The following is a 12,986-nucleotide window of genomic DNA, read 5'->3' on the forward strand; positions in this document are numbered from 1 at the left end:
GGGGGGTCAGCGTTTGCGGGCGGTGATCAGGAGGGTGGTTGGCCACGGGTCGCGGCGAGGGTGACGCAGCTCAAGTGCTGAGGTGATGCGCAGGCCGGTACGCCCGAGGTGTGCGCCCCAGCGGTGGGCGTCGAATTCCCAGCGGGCGAGGGGCAGTCGGGTGCGGTCGGGCATGGTGACGTAGTCCTCGCGCGGACGGTCGTCCGTGGACGGATGTCTTCCGGCCCGGGCTGGGTGAGGGACGGAGAAAGCCAGGACGCCGCCCGGCTTGAGGCGCCGGGAGATGGCGGCGAGCAGAAGCTCGGGGGCGACGAGGCCGACGGCGCCGAAGACGGAAAAGACCCCGTCGAACGTCTCGCCGGTGGCCTGCAGGTGGTGCAGTGCGTGGCCGGCGGCGAAGGTGGCGCCGTCGAGGTGGCCGTAGTGGGACCGGGCGCGGCGTATCTGGAGTCCGACGAGGTCCACGCCGGTGACGTGGGCCTGGTGGTGCTTGGCGAGGTGGGCCACGTTGTGGCCGGGGCCGCAGCCCAGCTCCAGGATGCGCTTGCCGCGCAGGTCCCGTCCCAGAATCTCAGCTCCGGGACCGAGGCCTGCGTGGGTGCTCCATTCCATCCGGACCGGCGCGGTGAGCGCATGGGCGGGGGAAGCGGCTATGCGCTGGGCTGCGTGGGCGTACCAGGGCGAGACCTGGGCGAGCACCTAGACCTCCAGGAGTTGGACCACGTCATTCAGGTGGCGACGGACGACGGGGATGTACGCGGTGTCCTTGGCCGGGTCGTTGATCCAGCGGATGGCCTGCTCCATGAACCACTCCACCGCCCACATGCGGTGCCAGCCCAGGGCCCATGCCTCGGCGGTCAGGCCGCCCCGGGCCGCGAGGGCATCCTCGTGGCCGCCTGCGGTGACGTACTGCTCCAGGAAGACCCGCAGCCGGATAGGGCTCGGTGTGTCGGTGGTGCCGTGGTAGGAGGCGAGGTCGATCAGGCCGGGGCCGGTGAAGGCACGGGCGAAGTCGAGGAGGTGCCATCCGTTCTCCCCGATGTGGACGCTCGTGGGGTGGAACTCGGAGTGGACCCAGCCGAACGGGTCCAGCGTCGCCCCCTGGACGCGAGCATCAGCCGCAGCGGAGATCCTCCCCAGTGCCGTCTCGATGTCGTCGCAGTCCATCCAGCGGCCGGCCTTCCGCAACCGTTGGAGGTGATCGAGGGCTCGGCCGGGCAAGGACGCGAGCCCCGCGCCGTCGAGAAGGGGCAGGCCGCCTGCCGGGCGGGCGGCGTGGAGCATGACGGCGGCGGCGACTCCGTCGAGGTCATCGGCGCCGCGGACGGGAGTGCCGAGGTCGTCCATGAGCATCCCGAGCCACTTGTCATGCATGGCGGTGGCGTGGAGCTCGGGGACCGGCAGCCCGCGCTGGTGGGCCAGCCGCAGCGCCTGGGCCTCGCGGTCGAAGGGCTCCTTGGCGTACTTGAAGACGGCCGTGGTGCCGTCGGGGAAGGTGACGCGTTCGACGCCGGACATGCCCCAGACGCGGATCTCGGTACGTTCGGGGAGGGGCTTGCCGACGAGGGCGCACAGGTCATCCAGAAGGGCGGCGGTCAGGCTCTGGTCCATGGGGGTGACTCCAGGGGGATGGTGGGCGCCGGGGCGGCGAGCGGGTCGGCCCGCCCCGGCGCCGTAGTGGGGTTGGGGTTACTCGGCCGCGGTCACGCGGTGGGCGTAGACCTGCTCGATCCAGCCCGCCTTGAACTCGGCCAGGTCGTCACGGAAGTTCGCCATCGAGGCACCGTAGGGCGCGACCACCCCGCCGGACTGGTCCGGCACGGACTGGCAGCCGTGCACGAGCCGACCGCCGAGTGCGGCGTGGGCCTTGATGGACTCGATTCGGCGGTGCTCGTTGAACCAGCCGCCGTGGTAGACCTCGTCCAGCATTCCGCCCATCTCGTCGTCCAGGTCGAAGACGACGGAGGTGGCGGCGGGGAAGAACCAGCACGGCCCGACGTTGGAGATGTGCCCGTCCAGCTCGACCTTGTTGAGCGCCATCAGCGTGGCCGCCTCGCGCAGCATCCGCAGGTGCTCGGCGGTGATCTGCGGCAGACCGAGGCTGCCCAGGTGCTCCTCGCGGAAGAGGTACGAGTAGACCCCGTACGCCGTCGCCAGTACGCGGGCGGCGTCGGAGGTGGACTCGCCGTGGTTCTTGATGAAGTCGAGCGCGAGCTGTTCGACCGCGCTCTCGGCCGTCTCGTCCACGTCGAGGAGCTGGGTCTTCACCAGCTCCCAGTCAGCGACGAGCCAGGTGTTGGACTCGAAGCGGAAGAAGTACTCGGCCGGGTCGATGGTGATGCGCTGGCCGTCCACGTGGATGCCGGGCAGGCGGCTCCAGCGCGGGTCGAAGGCGTCGGGCAGTTCGACCGTGATGGTCGCGGTGTCGATGGTGGTCACCGTGTCTCCGTCTCTGATCGTCCGGGCCGAGGCATACGAATGCCCGAGCCCGTTGGGGCGTACGGAACTTGGGGGCCGCCCGGCCCGTGAGTGGGCGGCTGCTGATAAGTGAACCGCCCGCTACGCAGAGTGGGTACGGTGTGACCGAGGCCAAGCGGTATACGCGGTTTACAGCTCCGAGGCGGAGGAGATCGTGCCAGCGCCGACCAACCCCAACTCCCGCCTGCGCGAAGTGATCAGTACCGCGAGGTGCACGTACGAGGCACTCGCCAAGGACGTGCGCCGCATCGCAGCCGAGAACGGCGACCTGCTCCAGACCAACAAGTCGGCCATCTCGCACTGGGCAAACGGCACTCGAGTCCCCTCAGGCCAGGCGGGCCAGTACCTTGCCGAAGCGCTCTCCCGACGGCTTGGTCGCGTTGTCACCCGAACCGAGATCGGTCTCCAGTCACCTGACACGGAGGCCCCGCCGGGCACCGATCCCGTCACCACGGTCACCGACCTCGGCCGCGCGGACGTCGAGCGCCACCGATTCCTCGCCATCGCAGCCTTCACCACGGCCGGCGTAGCCATGCCGCTACTGCACGACCATGAAGCCACCTCGCGGATGCTCCGCGCCCGCACTGCCCGCTCCCTTGTCGGCAGTGATGACATCGACGTCGTACGGCAGATCACCGCGGCCTTCAGCGCCGCCGACGAACGCCTCGGCGGCGGCCACGGCCTGACCACCGTCACCGCCTACCTCGCCGACACCGCCGCACCCATGCTCCGGAGCCGCTTCCCCTCCGAAGCCTTGCGCCAGGCCGCCTTCGGCGCTGTCGCGGAACTCGCCTATCTCGCCGGCTGGAAACACCACGACCTCGGTCACGAGGGCGCCGCCCAGCGCTACTACCAGGTCGGCTACCAGCTTGCTTGCGAGGCCGATCCCCACGGCCACGCGGCCTGGATGATGCGCGCCCTGGCCCACCAGGCCCTGAGTCTCAAGCAGCCCCACCACTGCGTCGACCTCGTCGAGGGTGCCCTGTCCCGCGGCCTCGGCCACGTCGACGGCCAGACCGAAGCCCTCCTCCACATCACCCACGCCCGCGCTTACGCCGCCACCGGCGAGAACCCTTCGGCCGCCCGCGCTCTCCTCGCCGCCGAAGACGCTCTCCTGCGCGAGGACGGACCTCAGCCCAGCTTCTCCCGCGTCAGCGGCCCAGCAGCCGGCACCGTCACCAGCCACACGGCCCGCACCCTGACCGACCTCGCCGACCACGTCGGCACCGAGCAACAGCACCGCGACGCCCTCACCCGCTGGGACCCGGAGAAGTACAAGTGCGTCCACGCCCTCACCCACGCCGACCTCGGCGACAGCCTCGCCGCCCAAGCCCGCGCCGACGAAGCGGTCGCCGCCTGGACCCAGGCCCTCGTCCTCATGGAGGGAATGACCTCCGATCGCACCCGCAAGGCGATCACCTCGATCCGCTCCACCCTCGCGGTCTACCAGCGCCGCCGCGTCCCCGGCGCCGCCGATCTCGCCCGCCGCGCCCGCGAAGCCCTCGCCTAACATGCCCAACAATCAGCCCGATGAAGGGAAATGCACCGTGGCTCAGCAGACCGATGACCGCTCCCCCGCCCTCAAGCCGGCACTCGAATCGATGACCCTGCTGGTCGCGGCCGTCATCGTCCACGACCAGGCCACCGACCGCGTCGTCCTCCTCCAGCGCAGCGAGAACGCCAAGTTCGCCCAGGGCATGTGGGACCTCCCCGTCGGCAAGAGCGAGCCCGGCGAGCCCATCACCGAGACCGCGGTCCGCGAGCTCTACGAGGAAACCGGCATGACCGTAAAGCCGGAGTCGCTCAAGGTCGCGCACATCATCCACGGCGCCTGGGGCGTCGAAGCCCCCAACGGATTCCTCACCGTCGTCTTCGCCGCCCACGAATGGACCGGCGAACCCGAGAACCGCGAGCCTCGGAAGCACTCCCAGGTTCGCTGGGTCGACACCGCAGATCTGCCCGCCGAGTTCGTCCCCACGACCCGCAGCGCCTTGGTCGCCTTCCTCGCGGACGGGGCACAGGTCTCACTCAACGGGTGGCTCTAGATCGGAGACAGGAGCATCATGACCGACTCGCCTTGGGACTCAGCTCTCCCGCCGATCAAGCCCTTCTACGCCTTCAACGGTGTCGGCGACCCGATCACTCTTCACCGTGGCGAGATCCACGGTGTACAGGACACCGGCATTCCCGGGGAGGTCAGTCTTCGGTGCTCGCCGATCCTCGGCGTCGACTGGAACACCACTCCCGATCCGGACGCGCGTCCCCGCACCCAAGACACAGCCGTCCTCCGGCTCCAGCGGCCGCATGGGCAGGCCGAGGTGGAAGCCTGGACCCGGAACTACGACGAGGGGTGGATCAATGGAGCCGCTCTCGGCGAGAGCGATGCGCCACTTACCCGCCTCGTGGCCCACTGGTTCAACCTTCCACGATTCAAAGGTCACCAGTACCTGACAGACCGGATTGACGGCGCTGATCGGTTCTGGTCGGGCGGCCGCTGGTCACACGAGGTGGACGGTTGGAAGATCCATCTGGACGTCCGGCCGGATCACAAAGAGATCTGGGACGAACTGCTCAAGACCCGGCTCTATGCGATGACCCACACGATGCAGATCAGCCGTGCCGATGGACAGCAGTTCACCGCCGCCGAGGCGCGCCACCTACTCGTGGCTCTGCACTTCGGCATGTCCTTCTGCCTGGGCCGGTGGGTCGCCCCTCTTCTTCCCGTGGGCATCGGAGCTGACGGGGCCGTCGTCTGGGAGGAATGGGCCGCCCTGCACTGCGATCCCGCCAAGTCGCTGTCCTCGGGCTGGTGGCAGCCGTGGGACCCCGAAGCGCTGGCCAGGTTCATGGACGGACTCGTGCCGGCGTTCTCCGACCCTGGCAAGGCCGAGCCCCTGCGACTGCAGATCAGCTACGCGATCACCGCGATCCGGGACCAGGGGTTCGTGGAGCAGCGAGTGATGATCGGTGCCGCCGGGCTGGAGCACGCCATGTGGCAGAGGCTCGTCCTGGCCGGGGTGCTGACCCGCCGGGAGTACAAGAACACCCGAGTGTGGAAGGCGCACATCAAGCTGCGAAAGGTCCTTGAGGGGATCAACGTCTCCCTGGACATCGACAAGACCCAGCTGCCCGCCATGGCCCGCTTCATCGACGAGGCTCTACAGCGGAGCGGGGAGCAACTGGACGGGCCGGAGGCCGTGGCGAGGATCCGCAACTCACTCGTGCACCCTGAGGAAGCTCAGAAGAACATCTACGAGATCCCGGGCCTCGTCACGGAAGCCTGGCTGCTCACCCGGCACTACCTGTCGCTGCTTGTCCTTGAGTCACTGGGCTACCGAGGGCCTCACCAGAATCTGGCACGGATACGCGGCTGGGCCGGCGAGACCGAGGAGACGCCCTGGTCCTGAGTCAGAACCGGGCCGGATGAACATCCGAACCAGCGCTTGATCGCCGTCGACCTTATGCAGCTTGGCTGGCTGCCTCGTCAGGTGTGATTCCTCTGCGGGCGATGCCGTGTTTGATGCCGCGTCCGCGTATCCATCGCCGCAGGTGGGCATAGCCGTAGCCCTTGTCGGCGTGGAGCCTTCCGGGCTTACGTCGCCGATGTCCACCGCGGGATGGGTGGTATGCCGCGGACGAGAGGTTCGAGGGTTTGGCTGTCGTGCAGGTTGGCGCCCGAGATTGCGATGGACAGGAGCAGACCCTGATGAGTGCAAGAGCCCAGGTCAGTACTCCCGTATGCGTCAGCGATGCGTGAGCGGACGAGGCGGTATCAAGCGTCACACGCCGGATTGGGCACCGTGCCGCGTGGCGCTGACCAGGAGGTTCAGCACCACGCGGCACGGACCGGAACCGCCCGACACGGATTCGATCCCACTCCGAGCGGGTGTCGCAGGTTCGAATCCTGCCGAGGGCACAACCTGTATGCCGCTGACCTGGGGTTTCTCCCCAGGGAGGCGCTCTATTCGGCCCCGGACTCCGCGTCCGGGGCCGTTTGCGTGAGCGGACGCGCCGGCGGGCTCCGGGATTCCCGCCGAAGCCGGCGACCCCGAACTGTCCGCCATGGTCCTCCGAGGCCTCGCAGTGCGGTGCGGCGACCTCGCCTACCGACCTGAGGCCGACCAGCTCGGCGAAGACTGCGTGGACTACGGCCGCAACCTCGACAACCCCCGCGCCCTCGCCTACTAGGAGGCCACCCCCGCCAACGCCGCCGCCCAGGACGACGACCGCCGCATGGCCACCAAGCACCTCGCCTGCCATCTGCGCAGCACAGACCGGGTGCGGATGGTCACCCGGCTTTCTCAGCGGATGTGTCGGCGTCCGGAGCGACGCCCGCGCATGCCCAGGTAGACCAGGGCCGCCACGAAGAGCAGGATGCCGATGAACAGCAAATAGAGCATGCCTTCGGCAGCAACGCCGATGATGCCCAGCACCATCGCCACGATGACCAGGATCAAGAAGACCTTCACGACGTGGACACCTCCTCGATCGAACGGGGGCTCAGCGGCGGGCGAGCTGCCGCTCGCCGCCCGCACCGGGCCGGTAGGTGAGGCCGTAGTGCTGGAAGATGCCCGCCTCTTCCTCGGCGGGCAAGACGTCGTCCGTGCCGATCGAAGGGCTCTTCTTCACCAGCGCCTTGTCGTAGTCGACCTTGACGTAACCCGGCCCGACGATCGCGCCGCCCAGCGGAACGAAGACCAGCCGGTGCCGGGTGGGCAACCCCACCAGCACGGTGGCCATGGCCGGCTCGTCCGTGCTGGTGTCCACGTAGACGGCCTCCAGCGCGCCGATCCTGTGCCCGTCCACGTCGACCACGTCGTGGGCACGCCACTCGCGAATGTCCGCTGCCTGGATCATCCTCAGGTCCCTTCGCACGATCACAACCCGGCCGGTGCACTTCCTAGCCTGCCCCCGCCTGACGAGGGAAACCAGCTCGGCACACCCCAGCTACGCCCCTCCCGTCACACCGGTTCTGTGCACCTGCTCCGAGGGGACTCCCGCCAGAGGGGTGAACAGCGGTCATCCCGGGTGCGGTGCGACCGCAGCAAGCCCCGCGCCGCAGAGCCTCCGCGCGCCCCGATTCGCAGGAAAACGATGCCTCTCAGATGTCCTCACCCTCAGCCCGGCTACCGAGGGAGTCCGTCCCGGCATCCGCTCGGACCGCGGTCAGCCGCCGGTTCGGGGGAGAACGGTCACGTGCTGCGCTGGTCGTGGGTGTCCTGGCGGAGCTGGTCGGTGTGTCGGGTCAGGGCATCGATGCGTTCGACGAGGTCGGCGTCTTCGGGGCGCAGGTGGGGCCGGGTGTCGGTCAGAGGGCGGACGAGACGCGCGGCGTCGTTCTCGGCGAGGGCCAGGTTCAGGTCGCCGACCGCCCTCTCGGCGTCGGCCGGGAGACCGGTGAGGGAGGTGACCTGGCCGGCGAGCCGTCGCAGGTCGGCGGCGTTGTCGCGGGCCCAGGCGGTCACGGTGCGGTCGGCGGCGCGGGTGTCGCGAGTGGCCTGGACACGCTGGTCGCCGGTGCTCCCGGCGGTGCCGGGGCGCAGTCGCAGGTAGCGGCGTTCGGCGGCCTGCCGGCTGGCGACCCCCAGGGGTCCCGCGAGATCGGCCCAGCTCGCTCCGTGCCCGCGGGCGGTTTCGATCAGTCCGCTCTCCCAGCCTGCGAGCTGTTCACGGACCTCGCGCAGCGTCAGCAGTGCGGCCAGAGCCGGGTGGGGGCCCGAGTCCGGTGGGGGCGTCGCTTCGGTCGTCGGCCTTCTGGCGGAGGGTTGTTGCGCGTCCTTGACGGCCCGGTTGATGGCCTCCAGGGCAGCGGCGGCGGCCAGGAAGGGGACGGGTGCGGTCGGCTCGGCAGCCTCGTTCATGACACTCTCCGTCGCTATGTCATCCTCCAGATGACTCCTTGCTTGTCATCGTTTCGATGACAAGTTACAACGGGAGCACGTTGAAGCGCATTGGCAGTTTCTGCCTGAACCAACTGGAGGTGTTTCGCGATGTTGATGCGCACTGACCCGTTCCGCGAGATGGACCGGATCGTCCAGCAGCTGTCGGGTAGCTCGGGTACGTGGTCGAAGCCGTCGGTCATGCCGATGGACGCCTACCGCGAGGGCGACGAATACGTGATCTCCTTCGACCTCCCCGGCGTGAGCAGCGAGGCGATCGACATCGACGTCGAGCGGAACATGCTGACCGTGAAGGCGGAGCGCCGCCCGGTCGCGAAGGCCAACTCCGTGAAGGTGGAGCTCTCCGAGCGTCCCCTGGGCGTCTTCTCCCGCCAGATCATGCTGGCCGACACCCTGGACACCGAGCGCATCGAGGCCGACTACGACGCGGGTGTCCTGACCCTGCGGATCCCGATCGCCGAGCGCGCCAAGCCCCGCAAGATCAGCATCGGCGGCGAGTCCGGCCGCAAGCAGATCTCCGGCTGAACCCACCCGCACCAGCCGGCTGGTGGAGGGCGGGGGAGAGCCGATCCCCCTCCGGCACCCCGCCCTCCGCACCCCCGTTTCGCCCCTTCACCCCTTCTCGGAGGCGTCGTGATGTCGATGCGCAGGGAGTCGTTCCTGGCCCACGTCCAGGAACGCGGCGAGTACGAAACCACGGAAGAAGCCGATCGCGTTGCCCGCGTCGTCCTGGCCCTGCTGGGCGCACACCTGGTCGGCAGTGTCCGCGCCGAGCTCGCCGCCCGGCTGCCCGAGACGTACGCCCTGATCCTCCTCAACCCCCTCCAGGCCGCAGAACCGCTCTCGCCGGAGCGGTTCGTCCGTGCTACCGCGGCCTGGATCGAGGGCGCCACCGAGAAAACGGCCCTGTGGGACATCGGTGCCGTCCTGTCCACCACGGTCGCAGCCGCAGGCGACGTCCTCACCCGGGAAGTCCTGCTCCAGCTCCCGCCCGGCTACGACCTCCTCTTCGGCCACCCCCAGCCCACTTGAGCGAAGTCGGCCGCAGACCCGAACCCTCGAAGAGAAAGGCAACCGCAGCCATGTACGACCAGCCTCGACCGAACCCGGCCCCGCCCGCCATGTCGTTCGAGCAGATGCTGGAACGAGTGCGCTACGAGGGTGCGTACCCCACCCTCGACCGCGCCGAGGACGCAGTCCGCACCGTCCTCGCCGCCCTCGGCCGGCAAGTCACCGGCGACGAACGCATCGACCTCGCGCAGCGCCTGCCCGTCGAGGCCGCCCTCACCCTCACCGCCCAGATCCCCGACACCGAACAGCTCACCGGCTGGGGCTTCGTCAAGGACCTGGCCACCCGCACCGGCGCCACCCCCGCCACCGCACGCTGGGACACCGGCGCCGTACTCGCCGTCGTCACCCGCCTCGCGGGGCCCGACCTCCTCGCCCGCATCCTGCGCCGGCTCCCCGGTGGCTACGCCCTCCTCTTCGGCCAGGCGGAACTGCGCCAACCCCAGCTCGCCGCCTGATCCGGTACTCCCATACGGCGGTGAGGGCCCGACCCGATGCACCGGTCGGGCCCTCAGTCCTGCGGCGGGTCCTCGCCGTAGCCGCGGGTCAGTTGTCGGAGTAGCTGAAGTCGCCCACGGTCCAGGCGCTGACGTCCTTGATCGAAATGCGGTACATCCCGCCCGTCTCAGGGATGCCCACGGTCCCCTGCAGGATCCGCGCCACATGGAAGTGCAGATGTGTGGGCGGACCCTGCTTGGGTGGCGTGGCGGTGAAGATGGCGGCGAACTCGCTCAGGCGGGCGGAATCCGTCAGCACCTCCGACACCCGTTCTCTCCACACGGCTTCGGGGGCGAGCCGGCCGGTGATCACAGCACCGCCGGTGACCACGGTCAGGGACATCTGGTTGCTCTGCCCGGACTCCACCAGGGCGGCGACGTTCACGAGCAGCTCGTCAGGCTTCGACATAGAAGCCGATTCTATTCTCCACCGCGCCCCGGCGGGCAAAGCCTGCGCGCGACCGCTCTTACAGGGCCTGCTTGGGAGGCCTCCGTCGGGCCCCCCGAACCGCCAGTGGCGCCGGTGGTCGAGCCCCTCCCGAGGCGCGTTCGCTGCCGTACAGGACTTCGTCAGCGCGAGGACCGTCCCACGGTCCGCAACGTCGGAGCCTGTCCCGACCACGTCTCCACCAGCCGACTTCGCCGCCACCTCCTGCAGTCGGCGGCGAACAACCAAAAAACACTGCGGTCAGGGCGAATCAATATCTGTCGCCACGGTCTGAGAATTTAATGGATCCAGTGGGGAGAGTTTCTACCGCAACACAGCGTCCGGAAATATTCGCCGCACACAGGCCGCTGCAGCGTGCTACTGTCGATCTCGGTTGCAGTTTTGGTACCCAAGAACTTCAAGCGCCTCCAGCCGGAATTCGTTCCACTGGAAGCGCTTTGTATTTCCCGGTCTTTTTACCGGGCGGGGCATCATCGCGGCGACACGGCGTCCGCACAGTGCAGTCGCCGATGTATTGCCCCAAAGGAGATATGACATGGCTGCTGGTACCGTCAAGTGGTTCAACGCGGAAAAGGGTTTTGGCTTCATCGAGCAGGACGGTGGCGGCGCTGACGTGTTCGCCCACTACTCGAACATCGCCGCCCAGGGCTTCCGCGAGCTGAACGAGGGCCAGAAGGTCACCTTCGACATCGCGCAGGGCCAGAAGGGCCCGACGGCCGAGAACATCGTTCCCGCCTAAGCGCTGACACGCATTCTGCAGCTGGGGCCCGCATCCCTCGGGGTGCGGGCCCCAGCTGCACGCATTTCCCGCGGTGGGTTCACCCGCGGTATCGATCATGGAGACACTCGGCCGACCGGCCCTTTCGGAGCCGAACCCGAGTGGATTGTTTTTGGTTGTCGCGCCCATATGGCGCCACCTTTTTCCAGCGTCTGAGCCCGTACAGATTCCCTGTCCGCCAGATCTGCTTTCGCATTCCATTCGGCCCGTTCTCGCAATTCCCTGCGCCGCTCATACGCTGCGGGAATTCCTTGATACGTGCCGTATCAAGGAAGGTTCCGCATGAACCCCACACGTACGAACGAGCGCTCCTCCCGCACCCGCGGCCGCACCGGCGGCCCCGCTTTCGGAGCCGGCTCGGGCTCCGGTTCGGGCCGGGGCAGCCGCTTCGGCTCATCGGCCCCGAGCCGCTCCGGAGCCCCGAGCCGCTCGGGCGGCTACGGTCGTCGGCCCGCTGCGGTGCAGGGCGAGTTCGCGCCGCCGAAGACGATCACTCCCGCGCTGCCCGCTGTCGAGGCGTTCGCCGACCTGGCCATGCCGGCCCAGCTGCTCGCCACGCTCACCCGTGAGGGCATGGCCACGCCGTTCCCGATCCAGGCCGCCACGCTGCCCAACACCCTCGCGGGCCGCGACGTCCTGGGACGCGGCCGCACCGGCTCGGGCAAGACCCTCGCCTTCGGCCTCGCCCTGCTGGCCCGTACGGCCGGCCAGAGCGCCGAGTCGGGTCAGCCGCTCGCGCTGGTCCTCGTACCCACCCGTGAGCTCGCGCAGCAGGTCACCGCGGCCCTCACGCCCTACGCCCGGGCGGTCAAGCTGCGCCTGGCCACCGTGGTGGGCGGCATGCCCATCTACCGGCAGGCACAGGCGCTGCGCGCCGGGGCCGAAGTGGTCGTCGCCACGCCCGGCCGGCTCAAGGACCTCATCGACCGTGGCGACTGCCGGCTGAACCAGGTCGCGATCACCGTCCTGGACGAGGCCGACCAGATGGCCGACATGGGATTCATGCCCCAGGTGACCGCGCTCCTCGACCAGGTGCGTCCCGAGGGCCAGCGGATGCTGTTCTCCGCCACCCTCGACCGCAACGTCGACCTGCTGGTGCGCCGCTACCTGACCGACCCCGTCGTGCACTCCGTCGACCCCTCGCAGGGCGCGGTGACCACGATGGAGCACCACGTCCTGCACGTGCAGAACTTCGACAAGCAGGCCGCCACGACCGAGATCGCCGCCCGCGAGGGCCGCGTGATCATGTTCCTGGACACCAAGCACGCGGTGGACAGGCTCACCGAGCACCTGCTGAGCAGCGGGGTGCGCGCCGCGGCCCTGCACGGCGGCAAGTCGCAGCCGCAGCGGACCCGGACCCTCACCCAGTTCAAGAGCGGGCACGTGAGCGTGCTCGTGGCGACGAACGTCGCGGCCCGTGGCATCCACGTCGACAACCTCGACCTGGTCGTCAACGTGGACCCGCCGACCGACCCCAAGGACTACCTGCACCGCGGCGGCCGCACCGCCCGCGCCGGCGAGTCCGGCAGCGTCGTCACCCTGGTCACCCCCAACCAGCGCCGCGACATGACCCGCCTCATGCAGGCCGCCGGGATCAGCCCGGAAACCACTCAGGTCCACTCGGGCGACGAGGTCCTGAACCGCATCACCGGCGCGCAGGCACCCTCCGGCATCCCTGTCACCATCACCGCACCGGTCGTCGAACGCGCCAAGCGCAGTACGGCATCCCGTGGCCGCCGCGGGCCCGCTTCGGCCGCACGGCGCGCGAGCGCGCGGCAGTCCGCCTTTGATGCGGCGGCCTGAGCATCCACGTGATC

The 12,986-nt window shown here is 69.1% G+C and carries 16 protein-coding genes and 1 pseudogene; 9 read left to right on the forward strand and 8 right to left on the reverse strand.

Annotation, left to right across the window (positions count from 1 at the left end):
- Nucleotides 1-6: 6 nt before the first annotated feature.
- From OG435_RS19755 to OG435_RS19765, 3 genes are all read right to left on the reverse strand, one after another.
- Nucleotides 7-699 carry a class I SAM-dependent methyltransferase gene (locus OG435_RS19755; protein ID WP_266878354.1) on the reverse strand — a complete coding sequence of 231 codons (693 nt, stop codon included), beginning with the start codon at nucleotides 697-699 and terminating at the stop codon, nucleotides 7-9.
- Nucleotides 700-1,611: a phosphotransferase gene (locus OG435_RS19760; protein ID WP_266878356.1), complete on the reverse strand. Its 912-nt coding sequence runs from the start codon at nucleotides 1,609-1,611 to the stop codon at nucleotides 700-702. It abuts the gene before it with no gap.
- 78 nt (nucleotides 1,612-1,689) lie between these two features.
- Nucleotides 1,690-2,439 carry a hypothetical protein gene (locus tag OG435_RS19765; RefSeq protein WP_266878358.1) on the reverse strand — a complete coding sequence of 250 codons (750 nt, stop codon included), beginning with the start codon at nucleotides 2,437-2,439 and terminating at the stop codon, nucleotides 1,690-1,692.
- Between the two features lie 193 nt (nucleotides 2,440-2,632).
- Here OG435_RS19765 and OG435_RS19770 point away from each other — a divergent pair, with 193 nt between their 5' ends.
- Genes OG435_RS19770 through OG435_RS19780 form a run of 3 tightly spaced genes read left to right on the forward strand, consistent with a single transcriptional unit; the run spans nucleotide 2,633 to nucleotide 5,885 of the window.
- Nucleotides 2,633-3,988 (forward strand): tetratricopeptide repeat protein, encoded by a 1,356-nt coding sequence (locus tag OG435_RS19770; protein WP_266878360.1) that lies wholly within the window; start codon nucleotides 2,633-2,635, stop codon nucleotides 3,986-3,988.
- Between the two features lies 1 nt (nucleotide 3,989).
- On the forward strand, nucleotides 3,990-4,523 hold the full coding sequence (locus OG435_RS19775; protein WP_266878362.1) for an NUDIX domain-containing protein: 534 nt from the start codon (nucleotides 3,990-3,992) through the stop codon (nucleotides 4,521-4,523).
- An 18-nt stretch (nucleotides 4,524-4,541) separates the two neighbouring features.
- A complete protein-coding gene (locus OG435_RS19780) occupies nucleotides 4,542-5,885 on the forward strand; it encodes a hypothetical protein (protein ID WP_266878364.1) in 1,344 nt (447 codons plus the stop codon).
- Nucleotides 5,886-5,970: 85 nt separating this feature from the next.
- Here the strand turns inward: OG435_RS19780 and OG435_RS19785 are convergent.
- Nucleotides 5,971-6,184, reverse strand: a pseudogene (locus OG435_RS19785) (transposase); the annotation flags it as partial.
- 356 nt (nucleotides 6,185-6,540) lie between these two features.
- On the opposite strand from OG435_RS19785, the gene OG435_RS19790 reads away from it, so the two are divergent.
- Nucleotides 6,541-6,666 (forward strand): hypothetical protein, encoded by a 126-nt coding sequence (locus OG435_RS19790; RefSeq protein WP_266878366.1) that lies wholly within the window; start codon nucleotides 6,541-6,543, stop codon nucleotides 6,664-6,666.
- 113 nt (nucleotides 6,667-6,779) lie between these two features.
- Here OG435_RS19790 and OG435_RS19795 read toward each other — a convergent pair whose 3' ends face one another.
- The 3 genes from OG435_RS19795 to OG435_RS19805 all read right to left on the reverse strand — a co-directional run bounded on the left by OG435_RS19795 (nucleotide 6,780) and on the right by OG435_RS19805 (nucleotide 8,339).
- Nucleotides 6,780-6,947, reverse strand: a complete 168-nt coding sequence (locus tag OG435_RS19795) for a hypothetical protein (RefSeq protein WP_266878368.1) — start codon at nucleotides 6,945-6,947, stop codon at nucleotides 6,780-6,782.
- A gap of 31 nt (nucleotides 6,948-6,978) precedes the next feature.
- Complete coding sequence (locus OG435_RS19800; RefSeq protein WP_266878370.1) at nucleotides 6,979-7,335, reverse strand: PRC-barrel domain-containing protein; 357 nt, start codon at nucleotides 7,333-7,335, stop codon at nucleotides 6,979-6,981.
- Between the two features lie 335 nt (nucleotides 7,336-7,670).
- Complete coding sequence (locus OG435_RS19805) at nucleotides 7,671-8,339, reverse strand: HSP18 transcriptional regulator (RefSeq protein ID WP_266878372.1); 669 nt, start codon at nucleotides 8,337-8,339, stop codon at nucleotides 7,671-7,673.
- Between the two features lie 129 nt (nucleotides 8,340-8,468).
- Between OG435_RS19805 and OG435_RS19810 the strand changes: the two genes are divergently transcribed.
- The 3 genes from OG435_RS19810 (at nucleotide 8,469) to OG435_RS19820 (ending at nucleotide 9,904) form a co-directional block, all read left to right on the forward strand.
- Entirely contained in the window at nucleotides 8,469-8,903 is a 435-nt protein-coding gene (locus OG435_RS19810) for an Hsp20/alpha crystallin family protein (RefSeq protein ID WP_266878374.1), read from the forward strand.
- A 111-nt stretch (nucleotides 8,904-9,014) separates the two neighbouring features.
- Nucleotides 9,015-9,410 (forward strand): DUF2267 domain-containing protein, encoded by a 396-nt coding sequence (locus OG435_RS19815; RefSeq protein ID WP_266878376.1) that lies wholly within the window; start codon nucleotides 9,015-9,017, stop codon nucleotides 9,408-9,410.
- A 50-nt stretch (nucleotides 9,411-9,460) separates the two neighbouring features.
- Nucleotides 9,461-9,904, forward strand: coding sequence for a DUF2267 domain-containing protein (locus tag OG435_RS19820; RefSeq protein WP_266878378.1), 444 nt, complete (start codon nucleotides 9,461-9,463; stop codon nucleotides 9,902-9,904).
- Between the two features lie 88 nt (nucleotides 9,905-9,992).
- Here the strand turns inward: OG435_RS19820 and OG435_RS19825 are convergent, their stop codons facing one another.
- The gene (locus OG435_RS19825) at nucleotides 9,993-10,352 is read right to left on the reverse strand and encodes a hypothetical protein (RefSeq protein ID WP_266878380.1); all 360 of its coding nucleotides are present in this window, start codon (nucleotides 10,350-10,352) and stop codon (nucleotides 9,993-9,995) included.
- A 574-nt stretch (nucleotides 10,353-10,926) separates the two neighbouring features.
- On the opposite strand from OG435_RS19825, the gene OG435_RS19830 reads away from it, so the two are divergent.
- Nucleotides 10,927-11,130: a cold-shock protein gene (locus tag OG435_RS19830; protein WP_008734853.1), complete on the forward strand. Its 204-nt coding sequence runs from the start codon at nucleotides 10,927-10,929 to the stop codon at nucleotides 11,128-11,130.
- Between the two features lie 321 nt (nucleotides 11,131-11,451).
- On the forward strand, nucleotides 11,452-12,972 hold the full coding sequence (locus OG435_RS19835; RefSeq protein ID WP_266878382.1) for a DEAD/DEAH box helicase: 1,521 nt from the start codon (nucleotides 11,452-11,454) through the stop codon (nucleotides 12,970-12,972).
- The last annotated feature ends 14 nt before the right edge of the window (nucleotides 12,973-12,986 follow it).

It is taken from the genome of Streptomyces sp. NBC_01264 (assembly GCF_026340675.1).
GTDB lineage: Bacteria > Actinomycetota > Actinomycetes > Streptomycetales > Streptomycetaceae > Streptomyces.

Coding starts and splice junctions, on each gene's coding strand:
- OG435_RS19790 (WP_266878366.1), top strand. CDS start 6,541: ATGGTCCTCCGAGGCCTCGCAGTGCGGTGCGGCGACCTCGCCTACCGA.
- OG435_RS19830 (WP_008734853.1), top strand. CDS start 10,927: ATGGCTGCTGGTACCGTCAAGTGGTTCAACGCGGAAAAGGGTTTTGGC.
- OG435_RS19835 (WP_266878382.1), top strand. CDS start 11,452: ATGAACCCCACACGTACGAACGAGCGCTCCTCCCGCACCCGCGGCCGC.
- OG435_RS19815 (WP_266878376.1), top strand. CDS start 9,015: ATGTCGATGCGCAGGGAGTCGTTCCTGGCCCACGTCCAGGAACGCGGC.
- OG435_RS19780 (WP_266878364.1), top strand. CDS start 4,542: ATGACCGACTCGCCTTGGGACTCAGCTCTCCCGCCGATCAAGCCCTTC.
- OG435_RS19775 (WP_266878362.1), top strand. CDS start 3,990: ATGCCCAACAATCAGCCCGATGAAGGGAAATGCACCGTGGCTCAGCAG.
- OG435_RS19800 (WP_266878370.1), bottom strand. CDS start 7,335: ATGATCCAGGCAGCGGACATTCGCGAGTGGCGTGCCCACGACGTGGTC.
- OG435_RS19760 (WP_266878356.1), bottom strand. CDS start 1,611: ATGGACCAGAGCCTGACCGCCGCCCTTCTGGATGACCTGTGCGCCCTC.
- OG435_RS19825 (WP_266878380.1), bottom strand. CDS start 10,352: ATGTCGAAGCCTGACGAGCTGCTCGTGAACGTCGCCGCCCTGGTGGAG.
- OG435_RS19805 (WP_266878372.1), bottom strand. CDS start 8,339: ATGAACGAGGCTGCCGAGCCGACCGCACCCGTCCCCTTCCTGGCCGCC.
- OG435_RS19820 (WP_266878378.1), top strand. CDS start 9,461: ATGTACGACCAGCCTCGACCGAACCCGGCCCCGCCCGCCATGTCGTTC.
- OG435_RS19810 (WP_266878374.1), top strand. CDS start 8,469: ATGTTGATGCGCACTGACCCGTTCCGCGAGATGGACCGGATCGTCCAG.